This window comes from Terricaulis silvestris, from assembly GCF_009792355.1.
In the GTDB taxonomy this organism is placed as follows: Bacteria; Pseudomonadota; Alphaproteobacteria; order Caulobacterales; family Aquidulcibacteraceae; genus Vitreimonas; species Vitreimonas silvestris.
Map to the genome: position 1 here is coordinate 1,865,072 of NZ_CP047045.1, position 25,486 is coordinate 1,890,557.

Here is a 25,486-nt window from a genome sequence, read left to right on the forward strand (position 1 = left end):
ATGACCAAGACGCCGATCTATTGCGACTACAACGCCGGCGCGCCTGTGCGCGCTGAAGCGGCGGTCGCGATGGCGCGCGCCTTGGCTGTTGCGGGCAATCCGTCCTCGGTGCACGCCGCAGGCCGCGCGGCGCGCGCGGCGATCGAGGACGCGCGTGAGAAGATTGCGGCGGCTGTGGGCGCCAGCGCCGAGAACGTGGTGTTCACGTCCGGCGCGACCGAAGCGCTGCATCTGGTGCTGGACGCTTTCGATGTTGCCCAACGCAAAGATCCGGTTGTCGATGACGAAGGCTTCATAGAAGAATTTCCGCCGCCACCGTCACTGATTGTTTCCGCCGTCGAGCACGACGCGCTGTTTGAACACGCTAAGCATCGCGAGATGTTGCGCGCACCTGTGCAGCAGGATGGCACGATCGATCTGGCCGTGCTGGAGAGCATCGTGCGCGAAGCGCCGAAGCCGGCGCTCGTCGCCGTGCAGCTGGCGAACAATGAAACCGGTGTGATCCAACCGATCGCCCAGATTGCCGCGATCTGCCGCGAGCACGGCGCGATGTTGCTTGTCGACGCGGCGCAGGCGTTCGGGCGTATCCCAGTTAACATCGCTGATCTCGATGCGACCTATCTCGTCGTCTCCAGCCACAAGCTCGGCGGCCCGCAAGGCATCGGCGCATTGGTGCTTGCGCCCGGCGCGCCTTACGTGACGACGCGTTTCGGCGGCGGCCAAGAGCGCGGGCGCCGGCCTGGCACAGAGAATGGTCCGGCGATTGTCAGCTTCGGTGTCGCCGTTGACTGGGCGCTGCGCGACGTTGACGAAGAGGCGTTGCGTCTCGCGGCCTTACGCGATCGCTTTGAAGCAGGCCTTCCGCGCGACGCCGTCGTATTTGGCGCCGGCGCCAGGCGTCTGCCTAACACGTCCAACTTCGCGCTTCCCGGCCTCACCGCCGAAACCGCCGTGATCGCAATGGATCTAGAAGGCGTCGCGATTAGTTCAGGCGCTGCATGCTCTTCCGGCAAGGTGCGTTCAAGCCGTGTACTCGCGGCGATGGGCGTTGCGCCTGAAGTGGCGAAGGCCGCGTTACGAGTGAGCTTCGGCCACGAGTCGAAAGAGTCCGACGTCGATGAAGTCCTCAACGCGCTGACCAAGATCGCCGCGCGCCGCGCGCAGGGAGCGGCGGCATGAGCGCGGTAAAAGAAAGCATCGACAAAAACACGGTCGCCGCCGCGCGTGCGTTGGAGGGCGAGAAGTACAAGCACGGCTTCATCACCGAGCTCGAGCAGGATTTTGCGCCGCCGGGTCTCAACGAAGATATCGTGCGCTTCATTTCCGCAAAGAAGAGCGAGCCAGAATGGATGCTGGCTTGGCGCCTCGAAGCGTTCAAGCGCTGGCAAACGATGGAAGAGCCGACTTGGGCGCTCGTCCACTATCCGCCGATCAACTATCAGGCCGCGCGCTACTACGCAGCGCCGAAGTCTGGCGCGAAGTACAAGAGCATCGAGGACGTCGATCCAGAGATCCTCGAAACCTACAAGAAGCTCGGCATCCCGCTCCGGGAAGCCGAAGTGCTGCTCGGCGTTGAAGGCAGCGCTAAGGTGGCCGTCGACGCTGTGTTCGACAGCGTCTCAGTGATCACGACGTTCAAGGAAGAACTGGCCAAGGCCGGCGTCATCTTCTGTTCGATGAGCGAAGCGGTGCGCGAGCATTCCGATCTGGTGAAAAAGTATCTCGGCTCCGTGGTGCCTGCGTCGGATAACTTCTTCGCGACGTTGAACAGCGCCGTCTTCTCCGACGGGTCGTTTGTTTATGTGCCGCCGGGCGTTCGCTGCCCAATGGAGCTCAGCACGTATTTCCGCATGAACGCCGAAGGCACCGGCCAGTTTGAACGCACGCTGATCATTGCCGACAAGGGCGCTTACGTCTCGTACCTCGAAGGCTGCACGGCGCCGATGCGCGATGAAAACCAGCTGCACGCCGCCGTGGTTGAACTCGTCGCGCTCGATGACGCCGAGATCAAATACTCGACGGTTCAGAACTGGTGGCCGGGTGATAGTGAAGGGAAAGGCGGGATCTATAATTTCGTGACAAAGCGCGGAGATTGTCGCGGAAAGCGCTCAAAGATTTCGTGGACACAAGTGGAGACCGGCTCGGCGATAACGTGGAAATACCCCAGCTGCATCCTGCGCGGCGACGATAGCTCCGGCGAGTTCTACTCGATCGCCGTGACCAACGGCCGTCAGCAAGCCGACACCGGCACTAAGATGATCCACCTCGGCAAGAACACGCGCTCGCGTGTGATCTCGAAGGGAATTTCTGCTGGGCGCTCATCGAATGCCTATCGCGGCCTAGTCTCAGCGCACGCCAAGGCCACCGGCGCGCGCAATTTCACGCAATGCGACTCGCTGCTGATCGGCGACAAGTGCGCGGCGCATACCGTGCCATACGTCGAAACGCGCACGCCGGACGCGCAGTTCGAACACGAAGCCACGACGACGCGCCTGTCCGACGATCAGCTGTTTTACCTGCGTTCGCGCGGCATTCCGGAGGAGGCGGCGGTGGCGCTGCTGGTGAACGGGTTTGTGCGCGAAGTGCTGCAGAAGCTGCCGATGGAGTTCGCAGTGGAAGCGCAGAAGCTTTTGGAAGTCAGCCTCGAGGGGAGTGTCGGATGAGACGCTGGGGTTATGCAGTTCTGGGTCTGGCGGCGTTCGCGCTCGCCGCGTGTGGGCAATCCACGCAGCCGGATGAAACGAGCGCGCCGCCGCTCGCCGAAGAAGAGATCATCGATGAGGCGCCTGGTTTGCCGCCAGTCGAGCCCGCTCTGTTGGCTGCGCCGACGAGCACCTTCACCGCGTTCGAGCCCAGTGAGATCGGCGTCACCGGCGCGCCGGACATCATGACGGCGATTGATCCGCTCATCGCTGCAGGCGCGCACGAAGAAGGCGGCTCGCTCTATCTCACAATCCGCGAGGAAGGCGACATTGCGACCGCTGACGTCGTCCGCGCGGGCTCCCAAGACGATTCAGTGGCGGCCGGTCATCTTCGCATAGAATTTCGCCGCGAGCCGGAGGGGTGGTTTCCGACCAACGCCTATCGCCGCGTTCGATGCGCGCGTGGCGCACTGGCGAACCAATGGACGAACGGATTGTGCCCCTAATGACTTTGTTTGACGTCCAGAATTTGCACGTTGCTGTTGGCGGCACGGAGATCATCAAAGGTCTCACGCTCTCCGTTCCAGCGGGTGAGACGCACGCCATTATGGGACCCAACGGGTCCGGCAAGTCGACGCTCGCCTATGCCTTGGCCGGGCGTGACGGGTACGCGGTGACGCAAGGCTCCGCGACACTAGATGGCCTGAACTTGCTTGAAGCATCTCCCGAGCAGCGCGCAGGCGGCGGCTTGTTCTTGTCGTTCCAATACCCGGTGGAAATTCCAGGCTTGTCCGCAATCGCCTTTCTGAAGGCGTCGCTCAATTCGCTCCGGGCGCAGCACAGTGAAGTGGCGCTCAGCGCGCCTGAGATATTGAAGCTGATCCGCGCCAGGGCGGATGCGCTCAAGATCAGCGACGAGATGCTGAAGCGGCCGCTCAATGTCGGTTTCTCCGGCGGCGAGAAGAAGCGGTTCGAAGCGTTGCAGATGGCCGTCCTCGCGCCGCGTTTCGCCATTCTGGATGAAACCGATTCCGGCCTCGATATCGACGCGCTGAAGATCGTGTCCGAAAGCGTAAATGCTCTGCGCAAGCCGGAGAACGGCGGCGCCGAGCGCGGCATGCTTGTGATCACGCACTATCAGCGCCTGCTCGACTACATCAAACCCGATCGCGTGCACGTGCTGGCCCAGGGCCGCATCGCCGCGAGTGGCGGGCCGGAGCTTGCGCTCGAACTTGAGCGCGAAGGCTATGACAAATATCTGAGGGCGGCGTGATTGCGTCGGAGTTCCCCAATCGCCGCGTCGAGGCGTGGAAATATTCCGATCTGCGCGCGGCGCTGGCGGACGAGCGCCCGGTCCTGCGCGACGGGCGCGACATCATCGAACGTTTGGCGCCGGGGACCCAGCGCATGGTGATTCCGGCCGGCGAGCATCGCATGTTCGTCGAACGCATGGACGACGACCGCAACATCGATGCGCGGTCATTCGACTTTGAGCTGGACGAGGGCGCGTCGCTGACGCGGATCGTCATTCAGACGGGCGCGGCGTTTCCTTTGGCGATGGCGCGCGTGGCGCTGGGCCAGCGCGCTCGGCTTAAGCAGTTCGTGCTCGCCAAGGGCGGCAAGCTGGCGCGGATTGAGACGCATGTGGATGTGCGCGGCGAAGGCGCCAAGGTGGAAATGAACGGCGTCTACCTCGCCGGCGCCGGACGGCACGCGGACCTGACCTCGGTCATCACGCACAACGCGATCGGCGGCGAAACGCGCCAGCTCATCAAAGGCGTCGCCGTCAAAGGCGGGCGCGGCGTGTTTCAGGGCAAGATCGTCGTCGAGCGCGGCGCGCAGCAAACCGATGCGCGGCAGTATCACCACGGCATGTTGCTCGAAGCGGGCGCCGAGGTTTTCGCCAAGCCGGAACTCATGATTCACGCCGACGACGTGCAATGCGCGCACGGCAACACTGCCGGCGGATTGGATCAAACCGCGCTTTTCTACATGCGCAGTCGCGGCATCAGCGAAGCAGAGGCGCGCGCGTTGCTGATCGAGGCGTTCCTGGTCGAAGCGGTTCCGGGTGGTTTGCCTGTCGAGCTGGTCGAGGAGCTCACTGGCTTGATGCGTGATTGGCTGGCGGAGAGCGCGTCATGAATGCGCCTCTGATCAAGCGTTCCTTCGACGTTGAGGCTGTGCGGGCGCAGTTTCCGATCCTGGAGCGCACCGTCCATGGGCGGCCGCTCGTCTATCTCGACAACGCCGCGAGCGCGCAGAAACCCGAAGCCGTGATCGAGGCGATGGCCGGCGCCATGCGCGGCGCCTACGCCAATGTGCACCGCGGTTTGCACGCGCTCGCTAACGAGACGACGGATGCGTTCGAAGGCGCCCGCTCCACGGTGGCGCGGTTCATCAACGCGCCGTCGCCGCAGACCATCGTGTTCACCAAGAGCGGCACGCACGCGATCAACATCGTCGCCGCCGGGCTCGACATCCAGCCAGGTGACGAGATCGTGTTGTCGGTGATGGAGCACCACTCCAATATCGTGCCGTGGCATTTCCTGCGTGAGCGCAAAGGCGCGGTGCTGAAATGGGTCGATATCGATGACGACGGCGTCATTGATCCGGGCGCGCTGGACGACTTGATGGGCCCAAGGACGAAGCTCGTCACGCTGTCGCACATGTCGAACGTGCTGGGCGTCAAAACGCGCGCCGACGAACTGATCCGCCTGGCGCATGGCAAGGGCGTGCCGGTGCTGCTCGACGGGTGCCAACGCGTTGTGCACGGCCATGTCGATGTGCAGGCGCTCGACGTCGATTTCTACGCCTTCACCGGCCACAAGATTTATGGACCGACCGGCATCGGCATTCTTTACGGTAAGCCTGAGCGACTTGCTGCACTGCCGCCCTTCGAGGGCGGCGGCGAGATGATCGATATCGTCGAGCGCGAGCGTGTCACCTACAATGAGCCGCCGCACCGCTTCGAGGCCGGCACGCCGCCGATCTTGGAAGCGATCGGACTAAAAGCTGCGATCGATTGGTTCACCGGTCAGGACCGCGGCGCGATCGAGGCGCACGAAGCAGCGATACGTGATCGCGCTATGGCTGCCTTGCGCGGATTGAACTGGGTGACGCTGCACGGGCAGGCGGCCGATAAGGGCGCCATCGTCGCGTTCTCCGTCGAAGGCGCCCATCCGCATGATATCGCGCAGATCTTGGATCGCCAGGGCGTCGCGGTGCGCGCGGGTCACCATTGCGCGCAGCCGCTGATGCAGCGGCTTGGCGTTACCGCCACGGCGCGGGCGAGCTTTGCGTGCTACAATCGTATCGAAGAAGTCGATGTGTTTATCGAGGCCTTGCACAAGGCCAGGAAGCTTCTGAGCTAGGGATCATGGACGGCGTCACTTCCCCTCCGAGCGCTCTGCCGCAAGCCGAGCTGGATCGCATCACCGATGACCTGGTGATGCAGTTCAAGACCGTGTTCGACCCGGAGATCCCGGTTGATATCTACGAACTCGGCCTCATTTACAAAGTCGACATCAACGATGAGGCCCATGTCGATATCGAGATGACGTTGACCGCACCGGGCTGTCCTGTGGCTGGCGAGATGCCGGGCTGGGTGGAGCAGGCGGCGCGGAAGGTCAAAGGCGTTAGCTCGGTGAATGTGAACCTGGTGTTCGATCCGCCGTGGACGCCAGCGCGGATGAGCGATGAGGCCAAACTCGAACTGAATATGTTGTGAGACAATGACCCGCAGACCCCGCCCCAAGATCGTGACGCTATCTGACGTCGCCGCCGATCGCGTGAAGGCGATTATGGCAAAGAGCGAAAAGCCATATCTGCGCGTCGGCGTCACCAATGGCGGCTGCGCCGGCATGGAATACGTGATGGACTACGCCGATGCGCCGGAAGCGTTTGACGAAGTCGTCGAGGATCATGACGTGCGCATCCTGGTGAAGGCGGAAGCCGTGATGTTTCTGCTGGGCTCCGTGATCGATCACGAGACCACGCGGCTTTCGTCGCGCTTCGTCTTCCGCAACCCGAACCAAACCGATGCGTGCGGCTGCGGCGAGAGCGTCACTATCGAACCGGCAAAAATCGAAGGCTGAGACGATGGCCGACAACAGCTTCCACGATTACGTGCGGGAGCTGTTTGCTGGGGTCGGCCCGGTGCAGGTCAAACGCATGTTCGGCGGCGCCGGCGCTTGGTGTGATGGCGTCATGTTTGTGCTGATCGCCGACGATACGATCCACATCAAAGTCGATGACGCGTTGAAAGCGGAGTTAAGCGCCGAAGGGTGCGGGCCGTTCGTGTGGGAGCCGCAGAGCGGGCCGCGTGCGGGCGAGAAGATCGATCTCGGCTATTGGCGCTTGCCCGACAGCGCGTTGGACGATCCAGATGAAGCTGCGATTTGGGGCCGTAAAGCATTAGCCGTCGCGAAGGCGAAGGCCAAAGCCAAGAAACCGAAAGCGAAGAAGGCATCGAAGGCCAAGGTCCCGGTCGGCAAAGCGAAAGCCAAAGGCAAGAAAGCGAAACGCTAGCTACCTTTGAAATTCGGCGGGCGCTTCTGGAAGAACGCCTGCACGCCTTCGCGAAAGTCTTCAGTGCGGCCGGCATCGCGCTGCGCGAAACGCTCTGCTTGAATCTGTTCGCCCCAGGTGTTGTCCAGAGACGCCCATGAAAGGCGACGGATAGCGCCCAGTGTTTTCGTCGGCCCGTTGGCCAGCTCAAGCGCGAGCATCTTTGCCGTCGGCAACAGCTCGACATCCGGCACACAGCGATTGATCAGACCCCACTGCAGCGCAGTCGCTGCCGGTATCTTCTCACCGAGCAGCATCATCTCCATGGCGCGGACACGGCCGATCATGCGCGGCAGGTGATAGGTGGCGCTGCCATCCGGCACCAAACCGATGCGGCGAAACGCTTGCAGGAAGTAGGCGCTCTCGCCAGCCACGATGAGATCGCCCAGCAGCGCGAACGAGCAGCCAATGCCAGCCGCGGCGCCGTTCACAGCGGTCACGTATGGGATCGGCAGGTCGCGGAGCATGGTGACGAACGGATTGAAGCTCTGCTCCAACGCACCGCCCAAATCGGGCCGGCCATCGGCATCGACCGGCGGCGCGCCGCTGGCGAGATTGGCGCCGGAGGAGAACGCGCGGCCCTCGCCGGTCATCACGATGCAGCGCGCTTCGTCCACGGCGCGGCCGAACGCGTCGGTCAGCTCCACTGTCATATCGACGGCGATCGCGTTCAACGTGGCGGGATCGTTCAGGGTGATGAGCGCGACATCGTCTTCGAGTTCGTATTTGACCTTAGCGTACGCCATCGCGGCCTCCGTGGAGGCGCGATGCTAAACGCTTCAGTGCACGATGGAAGTGCTACGCAACGTAAAGCACTGGCGTGGCGTCGGTGGTGACCTGATTGCGGCCGTTGCGCTTGGACGCATAAAGGCACGCGTCGGCGCGCTCGATAAGGCCCTGCGGCGTATCACCCGGTTGCAGGCGCGCGATGCCCATCGACACCGTGACTTGGCCGAGATCCTCGTTGGTGGACCGGCGGCGTAGCCGCTTGGCTTGGATCGCGGAGCGCAACGCTTCGGCCGTCTGCGCGGCGGCGCGGGCGTTGGCGCGCGGCATGATCATGGCGAACTCTTCGCCGCCGTAGCGTGCCACCAGGACGTCTGGGCGTGCATGCGCTTGCATGGCGCTTGCGAGGAAGCGCAGGATTTGATCGCCGGTGTGATGGCCCCATGTGTCGTTGAAGCGCTTGAAGTGGTCGATGTCGCAGAGCACGAGACAGAGCTCGGTGTGTTGTGCGCGGGCTTCTTCGAGTCGCATGCGCAGTGTTTCGTCGAACATGCGTCGATTGGAGAGGCCGGTGAGGCTGTCGGTCAGCGATTCGACGCGCACCGATTCCAGGCTCGTGCGCAACGTGTCGATCTCGCGCGTGGAGCGGTGGAGCTGCTCATTGAGTGTCTGATTGTGATTGGCCATGTCCAACGTCGCCGCAGCGAGGCTCGAGACAACTTGACGGACCTGATCGGTATTGAGGCCCCGGTTCAGGTCGGTTGCGGCGGATTCCAGCGTGCGTCCGTAGTCGTCGCTCTTGGCTTCGGTTTCTTTTAAGAACGAAACGACTTGGCCGAGATCGCGGGCGATCTGTTCACCGGCGAGGACGATTTGCGCGGACGCGCCGAGGCCGGTGAAAAAGTGTTCGTAGGTCTGGGCGTTGAACTCTGCCGTGAAGCTGCCGCCCGCGCCGATGCGCGCGTCTATCGCTTCGCGGAGCGCTGCGTTGCGGCCTAGACGATAAGCCAGCCAAACCTCGTAGTTCGCGCTTGTTGGCGGCACGCCGTGCAAACGCATGAGGTCCAAGGTCTCCTGGCCGACGGTTTCGCCACCCGGGCCTTGCATGAGAGCATCTTGATCGGTCACGCGTTATTCGATCCGCGAATCTGAGGTCACTGACCTTTGGACCGTAGGAGGGAGGGTATGGACGAGTGGTAAATGACCCTCCGTAAGCCGTTGAAATGAGTAATTGCGCTTACGCTAGCGGCAAGCGCTAAGGTGCCTGTAAAGACCCAGGGAGAGGCGCGTGAACAAGCCGGTTGAGCCTGCCATCGAAGAAGCCAAGGCGCGCATGCGCACCGTGCTGGACATCCAGAAGCGAACGAACGTGCGCAAGGGGCCGCCAAGCGCCGCCTTACGCAAGGACCGGCTGACGCGATGCATCACTCTGCTGCTGACGCATCAGGATGATTTCGTCTCCGCAATACAAAGCGACTTCGGCACACGCTCGCGCGACATGACGCTGCTCACCGACGTCGCCGCTGCGATCGGCCCGTTGAAGCAAGCGCGCGCCGAGCTGGATGGCTGGATGAAGCCGCGCAAGCGCAAGGTGACGCCATCGGCGCTTGGTCTGTTCGGGGCGAAAGCGGAAGTCCGCTACCAGCCCAAGGGCGCGGTCGGCGTCATGACGCCGTGGAATTTTCCGGTGCAGTTGGCGATGGACGCCATCGCCGGAGCGTTCGCCGCGGGCAACAGCGTGATGCTGAAGCCGTCGGAGTTCACGCCGGCGACATCGGCGCTGCTCGCGGAGACATTCGATCTCTATTTCGACGAAGAAGAGATCGCCGTGATCCTCGGCGGGCCGGATGTCGGAGCAGCTTTCTCAGGTCTGCCGTTCGATCATCTGATTTTCACCGGCGCCACGTCTGTCGGCCGCCACGTCATGCGCGCCGCCGCCGACAATCTGACACCCGTGACGCTCGAACTCGGCGGCAAGTCGCCAGTGGTCGTGGGCCGCAGCGCCGACATGGCGAAGACCGCAGCGCGCGTGATGCAGGGCAAGACCATGAATGCGGGACAGATCTGTCTCGCGCCTGATTACCTCCTTGCTCCGCAGGAAAGTGTGGCGGGGTTCGTTGACGCGGCGAAAGCGTCGGTGGCCAAGATGTATCCGACAATCAAAGACAATGGCGATTACACCGCGATGATCAACCAGCGCCACTTTGATCGAGTCAAAGGCCTCATCGCCGACGCCAAAGCTAAGGGCGCAGAGGTGATCGAGATCAATCCGGCGGGCGAGGACTTCACGCAGCAGGAGCACCGCAAAATTCCACCCACGCTGATTGTCGGCGCCACTGATGACATGAGCGTCATGCAGGAAGAAATCTTCGGCCCGGTGCTGCCGATCCGCACCTACACCGCGCTCGATGAGACCATCACCGAGATCAACGCACGTCCGCGCCCGCTCGCGCTCTACTATTTCGGCGAGGATAGCGCCGAGAGTGAAGCGCTGCTCTCGCGCACGCATTCTGGCGGCGTCACCATCAATGACGTGATCTTCCACTTCAGCATGGACGATCTACCATTCGGCGGCGTCGGCCCGTCAGGCATCGGCGCCTATCACGGCCATCGCGGCTTCCTGGAATTCAGCCACGAGAAGGCGATCTATCGCCAAATCTCCGGTGAGCTGCTCGCGATGCTGCGCCCGCCGTACGGCGAGACGTTTAAGAAGCAAGTGGCGGCGCGGCTGAAGCCTTAGGCGGATTGCGCGGCGGCGGTCTCACGCGAAATCCGCGCGCCCATGATCCAGAATGGGACGCAGACGACGACCGTTGCCGCCGCCAGCACAACGCCGAACTCGCTCACCATGGTGATCTCGTTCGCGCCGCGTGTGGTGAGCGGATCGAAGATGCCCTGAATGAACAAGTTGTGCGATGCATGCAGCGTCGCCGCCGGCCAGAGGCTGCCGGACTCTAGTCGCAGCCACGCAAACGCGCCGCTGATGGCGATCACCATGATCATGAACGAGGCAATCTCGAAGCGCTGATCGCCGCCGCCATTGTAGTCGCTCAGCACGAGCATCGGCACATGCCAGCTTGACCAGATCAGGCCGGTGATCAGTGTCGCGACGATAAAGCCGCTGATCGCGGTGAGCCGTGGCGTCAGAAACCCGCGCCAGCCGATCTCTTCGCCGAGGCCCGTCGACATGCTCTGCACCATGCCGATTGTGCCGATGATCAGAACAGCCGCCGCAAAACCCAGCGCCGGCGAGAGACTTTGCAGGCCAAGGCCTTCCGTCAAGGCGGCTTGAGATGTCGGCAAGGCGAACTGGATCAGGCCAGCGGCGGCAGCGCCGCCATAGGCGATGCCGGCATAAACGAGCGGGAGCAGCAGCGCGATCCAGTGGTAGCGGGCAGGGCCCCAGCTCCAACCGAGGCTGGTCAGCGATTGGCCAGTTAGCTTCAGAGTCAGCATCGCCGCGATGCCGACGGACCACATCAGAGCGGTGACGAAGAAGCGCGTGAAGCCAAACGCGACGATCGCTGACTCAAGGGCGACGGCGAACACGAACCACAGAGCGAAGAAGATCAGCAGCTGCTTGGTTCGCATCGTCACCCCCATTCGTTTTGCCTACTTCCCCTTTGGCCGAAGGAAGGCCGGCATGTCATCCCCAAACCCCTGGACGCCGGATTTTTCCGGCGCTGGAGCGGGCGCCTGGCGCTCTTCGCGCGGACGATCACGGTGCGGCTGCTCCGCCCGCGGCCGATCGCGTCGCGGTTGCTCTACGCGCTTTTCTGGGCGAGGTTCGGTCGAAGCTTCTTCTTGCGGAGCCACTGGCTGCGTCGATGCTTCGGGGCGTTCTGGATCGCGCTTCACGTAGCGCTGCTTTTTTTCGCTGAGGCGCTTGGAATGCTCTTTCTTCAGCTCCTCAGCGCGACGGCCGCGGCCACCGCGATCGTTGGGATCGCCTAGCGCTGCCTCCGGCACGCCTTCGATTGTTGCCTTCTCAATCGGTTTGCCCGTGAGCTTCTCGATGGCATCAAGGCTCTTGCGATCCTGCGGCGCGACCAGCGTGAACGACGCGCCCTGCTTGCCGGCGCGGCCAGTGCGGCCGATGCGGTGAACGTAGTCTTCGGCGTGGCGCGGCGGCTCGTAATTGAACACGTGAGAGACATCCGGCACGTCGAGGCCGCGCGCCGCGACGTCAGACGCGATCAGGAACTGCAAATCGCCGGAGCGGAAGCGGTCCAACGTCTTGGTGCGCACCGATTGATCGAGATCGCCGTGGATCGGCGCCGCGTTAAACCCGTGGCGCTTCAGCGAAAGCGCTACCACATCGACGTCGGTCTTGCGGTTGCAGAAGATGATGCCGTTGCGGACGTTGACACTGGTCATAGCCGCTCGCAGCGCCGCGCGGCGCGTGCGCGGATCGCCACCGGGCAGCATGATGACGCGCTGTTCGATCGTGGTGGCGGTGGTGGCGGGCCGCGTCGCTTCGATGCGCTTGGGGCTAGACAGAAACGCTTCCGTGAGGCGCGTGATCTCCGGCGGCATGGTGGCGGAGAAGAACAGCGTCTGGCGCGTGAACGGCGTCAGTTTGAAGATGCGCTCGATGTCGGGGATGAAGCCCATGTCGAGCATACGGTCGGCTTCATCGACCACCATCACTTGCACGCCGTTCAACAGCAGCTTGCCGCGCTCAAAGTGATCGAGCAGGCGACCTGGCGTGGCGATCAGCACGTCGACGCCGCGCGCGAGGAGCGCGTCTTGGTCGCCGAAGCTAACGCCGCCGATCAGCAGCGCCTTGGTGAGCTTTTGGTATTTGCCGTACTTGTCGAAATTCTCCGCCACTTGCGCCGCGAGTTCGCGTGTCGGCTCGAGGATGAGCGTGCGCGGCATCCGCGCACGGGCGCGACCGGCGGCGAGGATATCAATCATCGGCAGTACGAAGGCTGCGGTCTTGCCGGTGCCGGTCTGAGCGATGCCGAGGATGTCTCGGCCCTTCAGCACTTCGGGGATGGCCTGCGCTTGGATCGGGGTTGGCGTGTTGTAGCCGCCCTCCTTCACCGCGCGCAGCGTCGCTTCGGAGAGGCCGAGATCATCGAACGTGATCTGCGACTGGGCAGTTTCTGCGCCTTCGGGCGCGGCATTTTCAGAGGTCATTTATTCTCACTTGGGACCGCCGCCGGCGCGGGTTTGCGGGGCGAGGGTCGCTGGGTTGGCGCTTTGCCGGCATCGTCTCCGGACGAGACGGGGGCTTAGCGAGGGGCGAGCACGCCCTCTCGGCGCGCACAACGGACGGGCGGGATGTGGGTCAGTTCGGACGAAAAGTCAATTAATATGGACCGCCGGCGCCCCCGCCGGCCAGCTCTGGCGTTGGCCGGCGGGGGCGCCGGCGGTCCATATTAAACGTCCACATCCTCCACGAACTTCGCATTCGCCTGAATGTAGTTGAAACGAAGCTCCGCCTTTTTGCCCATCAGCGTCTCGATCAGCACTTCGAAATCCGGCGCGCCGCTGTCATCCAACACCACGCGCGCGAGCGTGCGGGTGGCGGGGTTCATGGTGGTGTCCTTCAAGTCCGCCGGCATCATTTCGCCGAGGCCCTTGAACCGCGAGATGTCGACCTTGCGACCCTTGAACTCGCCATTGAGCAGCGCCTCTTTGTGCGCGTCGTCCCGCGCGTAGATGCTCTCTTTGCCCGCGGTGACGCGATAGAGCGGCGGCATGGCCAGAAAGAGACGCCCAGCACGGATCAGCGCCGGCATCTGCTTATGGAAATACGTGATCAGCAACGAGGCGATGTGGGCGCCGTCGACGTCGGCGTCGGTCATGATGATCACGCGCTCATAGCGCAGGTCATCAGTCTTGAACTTCGCGCCCATCTGCACACCGAGCGCCAAAGCGAGATCGGCTAGCTCTTGGTTGCCGCTCATCTTCTCGGCGCCGGCCGAAGCGACGTTTAGGATTTTGCCGCGCAGCGGAAGGATCGCTTGCGTCTCGCGGTTGCGCGCTTGTTTGGCTGACCCGCCGGCGCTGTCGCCTTCGACCAGGAATATCTCGGTGTCCTTGTCGCCTGCGCGCGAACAATCGGCGAGCTTGCCCGGCAGACGCAGCTTGCGCGTTGCGCTCTGGCGCGAGACTTCCTTCTCTTTGCGCCGCCGCATGCGGTCTTCGGCTTGCTGAATGCACCATTCGAGAAGCCGGTTGGCTTCGTTCGTATTGGCGCCCAGCCAGTGGTCAAACGGATCGCGCACGGCTTGCTCGACGATCTTCGCCGCTTCCGTCGAAACGAGCCTGCCCTTGGTCTGGCCCTCGAACTGCGGATCGCGAATAAAGACGGAGACAAGCCCGGCGCCAGTGTTCATCACGTCTTCCTGCGTGATGACGGAAGCCTTCTTGTTGTTGCGAAGCTCAGCGTAAGCGCGCAGCCCCTTGGCGATCGCCGCGCGGAAGCCGGCTTCGTGAAAGCCGCCGTCGGGCGTGTACACCGTGTTGCAGTAAGAACGCAGAAACCCATCGGCTTCGCCAAAGCCGTCGCTCACCCAAGTGATCGCCCACTCGACGCGGCCGTGCGGGCCATCCTTCTCGGTACGCCCCGCGAAAGGTTCGGCGACCACGGCGCGCTTGGATTTTGTCAGCTCGCCAAGAAAGTCTGCCAAGCCGTTTGGGAAATGCAGGATCGCTTCGCCGGGCGTGTCGTCAGTGATGAGCGACGCGGCCGCCTTCCAGCGGATTTGCACTCCACGCTGTAGGTACGCCTTCGAGCGCGCCATCTGAAACAAGCGCGCCGGTTTGAACGCCGAGCCTTTGCCAAAAATCTCCGCATCCGGATGAAAGCGCACGGTCGTACCACGGCGATTGTGCGCGGCGCCGGCTTCAACGAGCTTCGACGTCGGCGCACCACGCGAGAAGGTTTGGCGATAGAGCTTGCGGTCCCGCGCAACCTCGACTTCGACCATATCAGACAGCGCATTCACAACGCTAACGCCCACGCCGTGCAGGCCACCACTGGTGTGATAGACCTTGCCCGAGAACTTCCCGCCCGCGTGCAGCACCGTCATGATGATTTCGAGCGCGGACTGCTTCGGAAACTTCGGGTGCGGATCGACAGGCATGCCGCGCCCGTTATCGGTCACGCGCAACGTGCCGTCGGCTTCGAGTTCCACTTCGATGCGATCGGCAAAGCCAGCGACCGCTTCGTCCATCGAGTTGTCGAGAACTTCCGCAAACAGATGGTGCAGCGCGCGCTCATCAACGCCGCCGATATACATACCAGGGCGCTTGCGCACCGGTTCGAGGCCTTCGAGAACCTCGATGTCCTTTGCGGTGTAGCCATCTTTCGCTGCGGGCGGCGGCGGATCGCTTTCGCCGAAAAGCCCGCCTTCCCAGAGATTGTCGTCGTCCTTGGCCATCGGAGATTTCTTCTGCGCTTGCGCCATGACGGTTCCTTAAGGCGCTTCGCGCTGCCTCAGCAATGCTATGGGCGGGGCAACACAGCACTCCAATTCGGTATTCGTGGAGTTAATGCGCGGAGTGGGGGAATTAAGTGTCATTCCGGACACGCATCTTTGTGGCGCTCAGGAAATGGCAGTTCCCGCCGAAACCTAGCCGCACAATCGCCGTTCGCCTCCCGTCACACGGGCGTTATGGGGCCGCTCGAGAACGAGGAGACTACCAAGATGAAAAAGTTCGCAATGATGGCCGCTGTCGCGGCGGCGGCGTTGTTCGCCGTACCGGCCTTGGCCAGCGCGCAGAATGTGTACGCGAACCTTGGCTACAGCCAGTACGACTTTGACGACGCTGAAGTCGGCGGCGTAACGGGCCGGCTCGGCTACAACTTCAACCAGAATTTCGGCGTTGAAGGCGAAGCAACGTTCGGCTTGGACGATGACGCCGGCGTGGAACTCGACAATGCGCTCGGCGGCTTTGCAGTGGGCCGTCTGCCGCTTGGCAACACGTTCGCCGTGCACGGCCGCGTCGGTTATCAGTCCGTCGAACTGAGCACGCCTGGCGGCGACGTTGAGGACGATGGCGTCGCCTATGGCGGCGGCGTGTCCTGGCAAGCGACGCCGGGCCTCGGCATCCGCGCCGACTACACCCGCATGGAAGGCGACGAAGAGTCCGACGCCATTTCGCTCGCGGGTACAGTGAACTTCTGATCCGGGGAGAACCGGAATCATCGCTAGAACGGCGAAGCGGGCCGGAGAGCAATCTCCGGCCCGTTGCCTTTTAGCGCAGTAGCGAGCGCGCGGTCGGCTGCAACCGCAATGCTTGCGTAGGCGCGATGATCCATGGCTGCACAACGCCGGCGACGTCCCGCAACGCCGCACTGGTCGCGCTCATGTGCTCCCGATGCGCCTGTTCGGACGCGAAGTACGAAAGCGTGACGAAGACCGTTTCTGTCTCGCGTACCGGCAAGCGCGGATAGCTGTTGGGCGCGTGTTCGGTGGCGAAGGTAGCGAACGGCTCGGCGCCTATCTCTCGAAGGATGGGCAAAACCTCGCGCGCATAGAGGGCGGCGAACGCATCATCCTGACGATCGGCCAGGAAATAGGTCGTCGAAACGATTAGAGTTTCAGGGATCGCGGTCGCGCCCATTGCTGGTCGCAAAGTCGCGCCGAGCGTGGGGTCGCCGGAGATGGGGCGGAGTTGCAACACATCGTCGGAGTCTATGATGGTCGCGTTGGCGGCGGTGCGGCTCGCTTGCCAGATTGGGCCGCTGTAAAAGCCGTCCAATGCCGCGGCACGCGCGGCGATGGTCTCGAAACTGCGAATCCAGACGAAGCGATCAGGATTGTCGAGATTGCGGAACGTCGCGACTACGCGCGCGCCGAGAGTCTCCTGGCTCTCGATAAACTCGCGCTCGAACAGTGCGATCAGAACATCGCGTTGGCCGGGTTGCGTGGTGTAGTTGCGAAGCTCGTAAACGGCTGGGGAAGGCATTGGCGGCTCCGTGGCGCAAGCGGCGAGCGTCGAGGTAAGAAGCAGGCGGCGCGTTATCATCGGCCGGTTCTAGCGGGAGAAACCTGACACGGAGCGTCAGGTATTCGTGCTACACAGAGGAATGCGTGCGAGCCGGCTGCTTTCGATCCTGATCCTCCTGCAAATGCGTGGGCGTCTCAGCGCCGAGACGCTGGCGCAGGAATTCGAGGTCTCGGTCCGCACCATTTATCGTGACATCGATCAACTCAGCGCCGCCGGCGTGCCCGTCTATGCCGAGCGCGGACGGGCAGGCGGCTTTGCCTTGCTCGATGGTTACCGCACCCGTCTCACCGGTTTCACGCCAGCCGAGGCCGACGCGCTGTTGCTAGCGGGTGTCGGCGGCGCCGCGAGCGATCTCGGCATTGGCGCGGAAGCTGCCGCCGCGCAGCTAAAATTGCTTGCCAGCTTGCCGCCCGATTCCGGCGCGAGCGCGCAACGTGTCGCCTCGCGTTTTCACCTCGATCCCATCAATTGGTACAGCCGCGCCGAAAGCATCGACATTTTGCCCGCGCTCGCAACAGCGGTCTGGACCGAAAAGCGTATCCGTATCCGCTACGAGAGTTGGACCGATCTCGTGACGCGCGATGTCGATCCGCTTGGTTTGGTTCTGAAAGCAGGCATTTGGTATTTGGTCGCCGCTGTAAAACGCCAGCCCCGCACCTATCGCGTTTCCAACATCCGCGCGCTCGACGTTCTCGGCGGGCAGGGCAAACGCCCTGCGCGTTTCGATCTCGCACGCTTCTGGACCACTTGGGCCAAGGATTTTGAAGCACGGTTGCTGAAGGAACGCGCGGTGGTGAAACTATCGCCGGCCGGCTTGCGCGGACTTCGCGGCGTCAACGAAGCAGCCGCCGAAGTCGCGCGTGACAGCGGCCAACCATGCAAACCCGACGGCTGGATCAAGGCCGACATTCCAATCGAGAGCATCGGCCACGCGACGGGCCAGATGTTGCGCCTCGGCGCCGACGTCGAGGTATTGAAGCCGCCAGCTTTGCGCGAAGCAATCGCACGCGAAGCACAGAAGGTGGCCAGTATCTACCAGTGAGCCAAAACGAAACGGGCCGAAGTCGCCCTCGGCCCGTCCGTCGTCGTGATCACTGCGTCGTTTACGCCTTATAATACATGTCGAATTCCACCGGGTGAGGGTGGGTTTCGAAGCGGTCGAGTTCTTCCTTCTTCAACTCGATGTAGGCGTCGATCAGATCGTCGGTCATGACGCCGCCCTTCATCAGGAAGTCCCGGTCCGCGTCGAGCGAGGTCAACGCTTGGCGCAAGCTTGAGCAAACAGTCGGCACGTCCTTCAGTTCTTCCGGCGGCAGATCATAGAGGTTCTTATCCAGCGGATCGCCCGGATGGATTTTCTTCTCGATGCCGTCGAGGCCAGCCATCAACAGCGCCACGTACGTGAGGTACATATTGCCGGCCGGATCGGGGAAGCGGACCTCCACGCGCTTGGCTTTCGCGCCGGTGCCGTGCGGAATGCGGCACGAGGCGGAGCGGTTGCGCGCGGAATAGGCGAGCAGCACCGGGGCTTCGTAGCCTGGCACCAGACGCTTGTACGAATTGGTCGTCGAGTTCGCGAACGCGTTGATGGCGCGCGCGTGTTTGATGACGCCGCCGATGTAGTAGAGGCAATTCTCGCTGAGATCGGCATAGCGATCGCCGGCGAAGGTGTTGTTGTTGCCCTTCCAGATCGACATGTGCACGTGCATGCCCGAGCCGTTGTCCTTGTAATAAGGCTTCGGCATGAAGGTCGCGGACTTGCCGTAGGATGCAGCCACTTGGTGGATGATGTACTTATACAAGTTCATGTTGTCGGCCATCGTCGTCAGCGTGTTGAACTTGAGGCCGAGTTCGTGCTGCGCGGGCGCGACTTCGTGGTGATGCTTCTCCGGCTGCATGCCGAGCGAGCCCATGATCTCCAGCATTTCGCCGCGCATGTCTTGCAGCGAGTCGATCGGCGGCACCGGGAAGTAGCCGCCCTTCGGGCCCGGACGGTGGCCCATGTTGCCGCCTTCGTATGCCTTGCCAGTGTTGTACGGCAGTTCGGTTGAATCGAACGAGTAACCGGTGTTGTTCGGGTCCGTACTCCAGCGCACGTCGTCGAACACGAAGAACTCAGCCTCGGGGCCGAAGTAAGCAACGTCGCCCGCGCCCGATGACTTCACGTACGCCTCGGCGCGCTTTGCGATGCCGCGCGGGCAGCGCGAGTAGGGCTGCAGCGTGCCCGGTTCGAGAATGTCGCAGAACATCACCAGCGTGGTCTGCTGATAGAACGGGTCGATGTGCGCGCCTTTGGGGTCAGGGCGCATGACCATGTCGGACTCGTTGATCGCCTTCCAACCGGCGATCGACGACCCGTCGAACATCGTGCCTTCGGTGAAGATGTCCTTGTCGATCATCGACACGTCGAAGGTGACGTGTTGCATCTTGCCGCGAAGGTCGTTGAACCGAAGGTCAACGAACTGGACTTCCTTGTCCTTGATCAGCTTCAGAATTTCTTCTGACATCGGAAACTCCCCCGAGTTTTATGTTACAAATATACGGCGCCGCGGACGTCTCGGTCCGCCGCGGCGCGCGAGAATCAGGTCGTTCGGCTGATCAGACTGCCGCTTGGCCCGTTTCGCCAGTGCGGATGCGCACCACGTTCAGGACATCGAGCACAAAGATCTTGCCGTCGCCGATTTTGCCGGTCTTGGCCGCCTTTTGGATCGCTTCCAGCGCCGCGTCGACTTGATCGTCGGCGACGACGACTTCGACCTTCAGCTTCGGAAGGAAATCAACGACGTACTCGGCGCCCCGATAGAGCTCGGTATGGCCTTTCTGACGCCCGAAGCCCTTGGCCTCGACTACCGTCATGCCTTGCAGGCCGATCTCCTGAAGGGCCTCCTTTACGTCATCGAGTTTGAACGGCTTGATGATCGCTTCGATTTTTTTCATCGGAGCACCCCTCTCTTTGGTTAGAGCCCAGTTTGATGGTCTCTTGGACGCCGGGGGGCGAGTCTGGAAGGCGACGGGCTGTGGGTTCCGGGCCGCGACGTCAGGGCGCCCAAGGATAGGGCGCCGGCGCCCAATCAAACGGCTGGCGCAGGCGCCGACCGCGACTAAGTTGGCTGAATGCCAAGATTGTTTCTGGTCCGACACGCCGAACCCGCCACCAGCTGGGGCGGCGAGGCATTGGATCCAGGTTTGAGCGACTTGGGGCGCGAGCAGGCGGAGGCCGCGGCGAAGTCGCTATCGGCGATTGGAAACCTTGCGGTCGTATCCTCACCCATGCTGCGCTGCCGCGAAACCGCGGCGCCATACGCGGCGCTTCGGGGTGTCGCACCGCGCATAGAGCCGCGTGTCAGCGAGGTCGTGGCCCCCGCGAGCGTGCAGGATCGGCGCAACTGGCTGCGGGAGACGTTTCCCTGGGACGACGGCGTGGTGCGTCGGCAGTGGAACGACGTCGCTGAAGATCTGCGCGCGTGGCGCGAGGCATGTGGCGCGGCGCTTCGCGAGATGACGACTGACACGGTGGTGTTCACGCACTTCATCGCAATCAACGCCATAGTGAGCGCGGCGAGCAAAAGCGCCGAGACCATCGTGTTCCGACCCGCCCATTGTTCAATCACCGAACTAGAATTGGCCTCCACCGGCTTGCGCGTTGTCCGCTTGGGCGGCGAAATGCGTTCGGCAGACGTGCGATGAGCCGCGAGATCATCACTGTTGAAGAAATGCGCGCGATCGATGCCGGCAGCGCCGCCGCCGGCGTGCCGACGCGTACGCTTATGGAAAATGCGGGCCGCGCTGTGGCCGATGCCATCGTCGCACGCTTTAAGCCGCGTCCGACCGCAGTGCTCTGCGGTCCTGGCAACAATGGCGGCGACGGTTGGGTCGCCGCGCGCTATTTGCTCGAACGCGGTTGGCCCGTCTGGGTCGAAACGCTCGTGCCGCGCGACACGCTCAAAGGCGACGCCAAGGACGCTGCCGCAGCGTTCACCGGTGAGACCTACGCGCTGAGCCGTGACAATCCGCGTGCGGAACTGGTCGTCGATGCGCTCTTCGGCGCCGGGCTGTCGCGTCCGCTTGAAGGCGAGGCCGCGCGCGCGGCAAACGCATTCTGGAAGCGAGCCGATCGCGTCGTCGCCATCGACGTGCCAAGTGGCATAGACGGCGACACCGGTATGGCGCTCAACGAAATCAGCTTTGGCGCAGCCCTCACGGTCACGTTCGTGAGCAAGAAGCCGGCGCATGTGTTGATGCCGGGGCGTGCGCTGTGCGGTGAGATCGTGGTCGCTGACATTGGCGCGCCGGAGGATGTTGTCGCGGCGCAGAAAGTCAGCTTGTTCGAAAACGATCCGTCGCTGTGGTCGCTGCCATGGCCCGAACCGGATGCGCACAAGAATGAGCGCGGCCATGTCATCGTCGCCAGCGGTGGCCGCGCGCGCACTGGTGCAGCGCGGCTCTCAGCGCGCGCGGCGCTTCGCGGCGGGGCAGGGCTCGTCACGGTCCTCAGTCCGCCGGACGCGTTGGATGAAAACGCCGCGCAGCTGACAGCGATCATGGTGCGCGAAGCGCGCGATGAAGCCGCATACGCCCAAGCAGCACGCATAGCGCGCGCGCTCGTCATAGGTCCCGCCTTCGGCACGAGCGATGATCACTATAAGCTCTTGCTCGCGGCGATCGGCGCCGAACCACGCGCGCCGCTCGTGCTCGATGCGGACGCGCTCACGCTGCTCTCGCCCATCACGCACGGCTTCACATCGCGCGACGTGCTGACGCCGCATGTCGGGGAATTTCGCCGCGCGTTTCCGGGCATCTGGTCGAGTTCGAGCAATCGCATCGACGCCACACGCGCCGCGGCCGCCTACGCACGATGCGTCGTGTTGCTGAAGGGACCAGACACGGTGATCGCGGCGCCCGACGGGCGAGCCATCGTCAACACCACGGGCTCACCGTTCCTCGCGACCGCCGGCTCGGGTGACGTGCTCGCGGGGCTGATCGCAGCTCTGATATCGCAGGGCATGGAAAGCTTCGAGGCCGCCGCCGTCGCCGTCTGGTTGCATGGCAAAGCAGGAGAACGGCTCGGCCCTGGCCTCATCGCTGAGGATGTGACTGAGATTTTGCCCGCTATCCTCAACGATTTGGCGCCGATGGACCTCAAGGCCGCCCTCAACGGTTGATCGGACCTGTTTCAACACGGTCTTTTGGGTTAACCCTGGAGCCGGGACGTACGCTCGAAGAGGGGTCGGTTATGGTTTGGTGGTGGTGGATTATCCCGGGCGTGGTCGGCGTGATCGGTTTGGCGATTGCGTTGAGCGGGCTTGGTTGGATGTTCCGCGGCCGTCCCTTTAAGGGCGGGCGTGGCGTTCTCGGCGGTGGTGTGTTCTTGGCGATCGGCGCCATTGTCGCGCTCATCGGCCTCAACATTCAGACCTATCACCGCCTCGGCGAAGCGCAGCGCCAAGTTGCGACTATCAGCTTCGAGAAAGTGCAGGGCACCGAGCGCACCTATGATGTGACGCTGACCGAAATCGTCGACGGTTCTCCGGGCGCGACGCACACATTCCAAGCGACCGGTGATGATTGGATGATCAGTTCGCGCGTGATCCGCTGGAAGTCATGGGCAACGGTGCTCGGACTCGACGCGCAGTATCGCTTGGATCGCTTCGATAGCCGCTATCGCGATATCACCACGGCGCAAACGACGCCGCCGTCCGTGTACGATTTGCGCCCCGCGCGCCGTACCGGTGTGGATTTCCTGCCGATCGTGCGAGCAACAGGCGATCGCTTGCCGCTCGTCGATACGCCAGAGCACGGCCAAGCCGTGTATTGGCCGATGGCGGATGGCGCCTCCTATCGCATCGACATTACCGCTCAGGGCCAGCTGCTCCCGGATGAGGTCAACGAGGCCGCCGCCGAGGCTGTCGCGACGTGGGGCACCACACGCGTCGCCAACGAGCAGCCCGCCGACTAACAGCGGCCCACCCCTGCGCCCGAAGGACGCAAGGTCGACCACAACTTGGGGTTAGGGCGTGGACGAGGGGCTGCCGGGTCTCTAAACGGGGCGCCCAATTGCGGACGTGGCGGAACTGGTAGACGCACCAGATTTAGGTTCTGGCGCCGAGAGGCGTCCGGGTTCGAGTCCCGGCGTCCGCACCATCCTACGCTCGCCAAGCCCGCGTCCGAGGCCCTGGCGTAGGAGAGGACAGCGCTCTCGACACCTGAGCTTCGGTGGCTTCGCCACGCGCCTTTTGGGGCGTCGTCGGCGCGTGGACAGCCCATTTCGCGCGTGCCATAAGCCCGGCTTTCCCGAATAGACGCCGTCGGCAGAGGATTTGCAGCGACGGCGCGCATGTTGAAAGCACGCCCAATGCAGCTCACCGAGCGCCGTTCTGAAGGTCTTTTGCGCGTTTACGACGTTGTCGTCCCGGCCTCGGAACTGCAGCAGAAACTCAACGCCAAGATTGCTGAAGTGCAGCCGAACGTGCGCCTTAACGGCTTCCGTCCCGGCAAAGTGCCGGTCAGCCACATCCGCAAGGTGTACGGCCCGTCGATGATGCAGGACATCGTCAACGAGACGGTGCAGCGCTCCGCACGCGAGAGCCTCGAGAAGGTGCGCGCCGCGTCCGAGCCGTCGCTGGATCTGAAAAGCGACATGCAAAAGGTCGTCGACGGCACGCAAGATCTTCAGTTCGAGCTCTCGCTCGAAGTGATGCCGGATTTCGAGCCGGTCGACCTGAAGACGATCTCGATCACCCGCCCGGTTGCGGCAGTGACCGACGCGCAGGTCGAAGAAGAACTCGCCAAAATTGCGCAAGCCAATCGCGGTTTCGAGGACAAGGACGGTCCCGCTGCCGACGGCGACGAACTCAATATCGATTTCGTTGGCCGCCTAGGGGACGAGGCTTTCGAAGGCGGCTCAGCGCAGGGCGCACGGCTGGTCATTGGTTCCAAGCAATTCATCCCCGGCTTTGAAGAGCAGCTCGTCGGCGCCAAAGCCGGCGAAGAGCGTGTGCTCAGCGTGACGTTCCCGGACGACTACGCAGCCGCGAATCTGAAGGGAAAAGCCGCCACCTTCGAAACCAAGATCAACGCCGTTCGCAAGCCGAAGGAAGGCGCCCCCGATGATGCATGGGCGGCGCAACTTGGCTTCGACAGCTTGCCCGCGCTCAGAGACGCGTTGAAGCAGCGCATCGAAAACGAGCACGGCGCGCAATCGCGCGCTAAGGCTAAGCGCGCTCTGTTTGACACGTTCGACGCCCAACACGATTTCGAACTGCCGCCGCGCATGGTGGATGCGGAGTTCAACCAGATCTGGCGTCAGGTCGAAGGCGATCGCGCCGCCGGCCGCGCCGATCCGTCGGACGAAGGCAAGAGCGACGACGACCTGAAGGCCGAGTATCGCAATATCGCCGAGCGCCGCGTGCGCTTGGGGCTGCTGCTCGCCGAGATCGGACGCCGCAACAAGATCGAAGTCACCGACGAAGAAGTCGGCCGCGAGATCTCCGCGCAAGCGCGCCAATTCCCCGGCCAAGAGCGCCAAGTCATCGAAGCGTATCAGCGCAACCCGCAACTGGTCGCCCAGGTCCGCGCGCCGCTTTACGAGGAGAAGGTGGTCAGTTTCATCCTCGAGCTGATCAAGGTCACCAACAACGAAGTGAGCCGCGAAGAGCTGTTCACCGAGGACGAGCCGCCGGTCCCGCAAACCGAGGCGAAGCCCAAAAAGACCAAGAAGGCCAAGGCCGAAAAGGCCGAGGATTAAGCTTGGCGCTGTCGCCCGCGGGCTAACGGGGCTTGCGGGGCAGGGCCAAGCGTCAAATATGGGAGCCGCGCCGGAGCGATTCCGGCCGCTTCCCGAAAGGCCCCCATGTCGACGTTCGATCCCATCGCCAGATACGCCAACCTCGTTCCGATGGTGGTTGAGCAGACCAGCCGCGGCGAACGCGCGTTCGACATCTTCTCGCGCCTACTCAAAGAGCGGATCATTTTCGTCACCGGCGGTGTCGAAGATGGCATGGCGAGCTTGGTGACCGCGCAGCTTCTGTTCCTCGAATCCGAGAACCCGAAGCGCGAAATCGCCATGTATATCAATAGCCCGGGCGGCATCGTGACCTCGGGTCTCGCGATCTACGACACCATGCAATACGTCCGCAGCCCGATTTCCACGGTCTGCATCGGCCAGGCCGCGTCGATGGGGTCGCTGCTGCTAGCGGCCGGGGAGAAGGGCCTCCGCATCTGCCTGCCCAACGCTCGTGTCATGGTTCACCAACCCTCCGGCGGCTTCCGCGGCCAGGCTTCGGACATCGAGCGCCACGCCGAGGACATCATCGCCACCAAGCGGCGGCTGAACGAAATCTACGTGAAGCACACCGGCCAACCGTACGAACGGGTCGAAAAGACCCTGGACCGGGATCACTTCATGACGGCCGAGGAGGCCAAGGCCTTTGGCATTATTGACCGCGTTTATGAGAAGCGCGAACTGCCCGAAGGCGGCCTCTCTGGGGCTGCTTAAGGCACGCTAAGGGGATGCTGGCCTTGAACCGTAACGGTTTTAGAGCCACATCCGGTAGTCAAGAAGGCCCGCCAAGCCGGGTCGTATA

General features: G+C 63.0%; 25 protein-coding genes and 1 tRNA gene. 18 read left to right on the forward strand and 8 right to left on the reverse strand.

Going from position 1 to position 25,486, the window contains the following annotated elements; genetic code table 11:
* From DSM104635_RS09525 to DSM104635_RS09565, 9 genes are read left to right on the forward strand one after another with little or no spacing between them, the layout of a single operon-like run.
* A complete protein-coding gene (locus DSM104635_RS09525) occupies window positions 1-1,179 on the forward strand; it encodes a cysteine desulfurase family protein (protein WP_158765976.1) in 1,179 nt (392 codons plus the stop codon).
* Complete coding sequence (sufB, locus tag DSM104635_RS09530) at window positions 1,176-2,663, forward strand: Fe-S cluster assembly protein SufB (RefSeq protein WP_158765977.1); 1,488 nt, start codon at window positions 1,176-1,178, stop codon at window positions 2,661-2,663. Before DSM104635_RS09525 ends, sufB begins: the two co-directional genes overlap by 4 nt.
* Window positions 2,660-3,148 carry a hypothetical protein gene (locus DSM104635_RS09535; protein WP_158765978.1) on the forward strand — a complete coding sequence of 163 codons (489 nt, stop codon included), beginning with the start codon at window positions 2,660-2,662 and terminating at the stop codon, window positions 3,146-3,148. The genes sufB and DSM104635_RS09535 overlap by 4 nt, the downstream gene beginning before the upstream one ends.
* 5 nt (window positions 3,149-3,153) lie before the next feature.
* Window positions 3,154-3,915, forward strand: a complete 762-nt coding sequence (sufC, locus tag DSM104635_RS09540) for a Fe-S cluster assembly ATPase SufC (protein ID WP_158768054.1) — start codon at window positions 3,154-3,156, stop codon at window positions 3,913-3,915.
* The gene (locus tag DSM104635_RS09545) at window positions 3,912-4,784 is read left to right on the forward strand and encodes a SufD family Fe-S cluster assembly protein (RefSeq protein WP_158765979.1); all 873 of its coding nucleotides are present in this window, start codon (window positions 3,912-3,914) and stop codon (window positions 4,782-4,784) included. Before sufC ends, DSM104635_RS09545 begins: the two co-directional genes overlap by 4 nt.
* On the forward strand, window positions 4,781-6,013 hold the full coding sequence (locus DSM104635_RS09550) for an aminotransferase class V-fold PLP-dependent enzyme (RefSeq protein WP_158765980.1): 1,233 nt from the start codon (window positions 4,781-4,783) through the stop codon (window positions 6,011-6,013). Before DSM104635_RS09545 ends, DSM104635_RS09550 begins: the two co-directional genes overlap by 4 nt.
* Before the next feature lie 5 nt (window positions 6,014-6,018).
* On the forward strand, window positions 6,019-6,369 hold the full coding sequence (locus tag DSM104635_RS09555) for an SUF system Fe-S cluster assembly protein (protein WP_158765981.1): 351 nt from the start codon (window positions 6,019-6,021) through the stop codon (window positions 6,367-6,369).
* A gap of 4 nt (window positions 6,370-6,373) precedes the next feature.
* Window positions 6,374-6,736 carry a HesB/IscA family protein gene (locus DSM104635_RS09560; RefSeq protein ID WP_158765982.1) on the forward strand — a complete coding sequence of 121 codons (363 nt, stop codon included), beginning with the start codon at window positions 6,374-6,376 and terminating at the stop codon, window positions 6,734-6,736.
* A gap of 4 nt (window positions 6,737-6,740) precedes the next feature.
* The gene (locus tag DSM104635_RS09565; RefSeq protein ID WP_158765983.1) at window positions 6,741-7,169 is read left to right on the forward strand and encodes a TfoX/Sxy family protein; all 429 of its coding nucleotides are present in this window, start codon (window positions 6,741-6,743) and stop codon (window positions 7,167-7,169) included.
* Here DSM104635_RS09565 and DSM104635_RS09570 read toward each other — a convergent pair.
* Together DSM104635_RS09570 and DSM104635_RS09575 are read right to left on the reverse strand one after the other, a co-directional pair.
* On the reverse strand, window positions 7,166-7,954 hold the full coding sequence (locus DSM104635_RS09570) for an enoyl-CoA hydratase/isomerase (RefSeq protein ID WP_158765984.1): 789 nt from the start codon (window positions 7,952-7,954) through the stop codon (window positions 7,166-7,168). The genes DSM104635_RS09565 and DSM104635_RS09570 overlap by 4 nt on opposite strands.
* A 52-nt stretch (window positions 7,955-8,006) precedes the next feature.
* Complete coding sequence (locus tag DSM104635_RS09575; protein WP_158765985.1) at window positions 8,007-9,062, reverse strand: GGDEF domain-containing protein; 1,056 nt, start codon at window positions 9,060-9,062, stop codon at window positions 8,007-8,009.
* Between the two features lie 160 nt (window positions 9,063-9,222).
* Here DSM104635_RS09575 and DSM104635_RS09580 point away from each other — a divergent pair, with 160 nt between their 5' ends.
* Window positions 9,223-10,674 (forward strand): coniferyl aldehyde dehydrogenase, encoded by a 1,452-nt coding sequence (locus DSM104635_RS09580; RefSeq protein ID WP_158765986.1) that lies wholly within the window; start codon window positions 9,223-9,225, stop codon window positions 10,672-10,674.
* On the opposite strand, the gene DSM104635_RS09585 is transcribed toward DSM104635_RS09580, so the two are convergent.
* The 3 genes from DSM104635_RS09585 to parE all read right to left on the reverse strand — a co-directional run bounded on the left by DSM104635_RS09585 (window position 10,671) and on the right by parE (window position 15,331).
* Entirely contained in the window at window positions 10,671-11,525 is an 855-nt protein-coding gene (locus DSM104635_RS09585; RefSeq protein ID WP_158765987.1) for a CPBP family intramembrane glutamic endopeptidase, read from the reverse strand. The two genes, DSM104635_RS09580 and DSM104635_RS09585, sit on opposite strands and share 4 nt — an antisense overlap.
* Window positions 11,526-11,546: 21 nt before the next feature.
* Complete coding sequence (locus tag DSM104635_RS09590) at window positions 11,547-13,079, reverse strand: DEAD/DEAH box helicase (RefSeq protein ID WP_158765988.1); 1,533 nt, start codon at window positions 13,077-13,079, stop codon at window positions 11,547-11,549.
* A 242-nt stretch (window positions 13,080-13,321) separates the two neighbouring features.
* A complete protein-coding gene (parE, locus tag DSM104635_RS09595) occupies window positions 13,322-15,331 on the reverse strand; it encodes a DNA topoisomerase IV subunit B (protein WP_407703512.1) in 2,010 nt (669 codons plus the stop codon).
* 267 nt (window positions 15,332-15,598) lie between these two features.
* On the opposite strand from parE, the gene DSM104635_RS09600 reads away from it, so the two are divergent.
* Window positions 15,599-16,078, forward strand: a complete 480-nt coding sequence (locus DSM104635_RS09600; protein WP_158765990.1) for an outer membrane beta-barrel protein — start codon at window positions 15,599-15,601, stop codon at window positions 16,076-16,078.
* Window positions 16,079-16,148: 70 nt separating this feature from the next.
* Here DSM104635_RS09600 and DSM104635_RS09605 read toward each other — a convergent pair whose 3' ends face one another.
* A complete protein-coding gene (locus DSM104635_RS09605; protein ID WP_158765991.1) occupies window positions 16,149-16,862 on the reverse strand; it encodes an NIPSNAP family protein in 714 nt (237 codons plus the stop codon).
* A 121-nt stretch (window positions 16,863-16,983) separates the two neighbouring features.
* Between DSM104635_RS09605 and DSM104635_RS09610 the strand changes: the two genes are divergently transcribed.
* Window positions 16,984-17,946, forward strand: coding sequence for a helix-turn-helix transcriptional regulator (locus DSM104635_RS09610; RefSeq protein ID WP_158765992.1), 963 nt, complete (start codon window positions 16,984-16,986; stop codon window positions 17,944-17,946).
* A 61-nt stretch (window positions 17,947-18,007) separates the two neighbouring features.
* Here the strand turns inward: DSM104635_RS09610 and glnA are convergent, their stop codons facing one another.
* On the reverse strand, window positions 18,008-19,411 hold the full coding sequence (gene glnA / locus DSM104635_RS09615; RefSeq protein ID WP_158765993.1) for a type I glutamate--ammonia ligase: 1,404 nt from the start codon (window positions 19,409-19,411) through the stop codon (window positions 18,008-18,010).
* A gap of 91 nt (window positions 19,412-19,502) precedes the next feature.
* Entirely contained in the window at window positions 19,503-19,841 is a 339-nt protein-coding gene (locus tag DSM104635_RS09620) for a P-II family nitrogen regulator (protein ID WP_158765994.1), read from the reverse strand.
* A gap of 177 nt (window positions 19,842-20,018) precedes the next feature.
* Here DSM104635_RS09620 and DSM104635_RS09625 point away from each other — a divergent pair, with 177 nt between their 5' ends.
* From DSM104635_RS09625 to DSM104635_RS09650, 6 genes are all read left to right on the forward strand, one after another.
* A complete protein-coding gene (locus DSM104635_RS09625) occupies window positions 20,019-20,591 on the forward strand; it encodes a histidine phosphatase family protein (RefSeq protein ID WP_158765995.1) in 573 nt (190 codons plus the stop codon).
* Window positions 20,588-22,066 (forward strand): NAD(P)H-hydrate dehydratase, encoded by a 1,479-nt coding sequence (locus DSM104635_RS09630; RefSeq protein ID WP_158765996.1) that lies wholly within the window; start codon window positions 20,588-20,590, stop codon window positions 22,064-22,066. Before DSM104635_RS09625 ends, DSM104635_RS09630 begins: the two co-directional genes overlap by 4 nt.
* A 71-nt stretch (window positions 22,067-22,137) precedes the next feature.
* On the forward strand, window positions 22,138-22,860 hold the full coding sequence (locus DSM104635_RS09635) for a hypothetical protein (RefSeq protein ID WP_158765997.1): 723 nt from the start codon (window positions 22,138-22,140) through the stop codon (window positions 22,858-22,860).
* Window positions 22,861-22,960: 100 nt separating this feature from the next.
* Window positions 22,961-23,045 (forward strand) — tRNA-Leu (locus tag DSM104635_RS09640).
* A gap of 193 nt (window positions 23,046-23,238) precedes the next feature.
* On the forward strand, window positions 23,239-24,648 hold the full coding sequence (gene tig / locus DSM104635_RS09645) for a trigger factor (RefSeq protein WP_228446003.1): 1,410 nt from the start codon (window positions 23,239-23,241) through the stop codon (window positions 24,646-24,648).
* Window positions 24,649-24,753: 105 nt separating this feature from the next.
* Window positions 24,754-25,398: an ATP-dependent Clp protease proteolytic subunit gene (locus tag DSM104635_RS09650; RefSeq protein ID WP_158765998.1), complete on the forward strand. Its 645-nt coding sequence runs from the start codon at window positions 24,754-24,756 to the stop codon at window positions 25,396-25,398.
* Window positions 25,399-25,486: the final 88 nt, after the last annotated feature.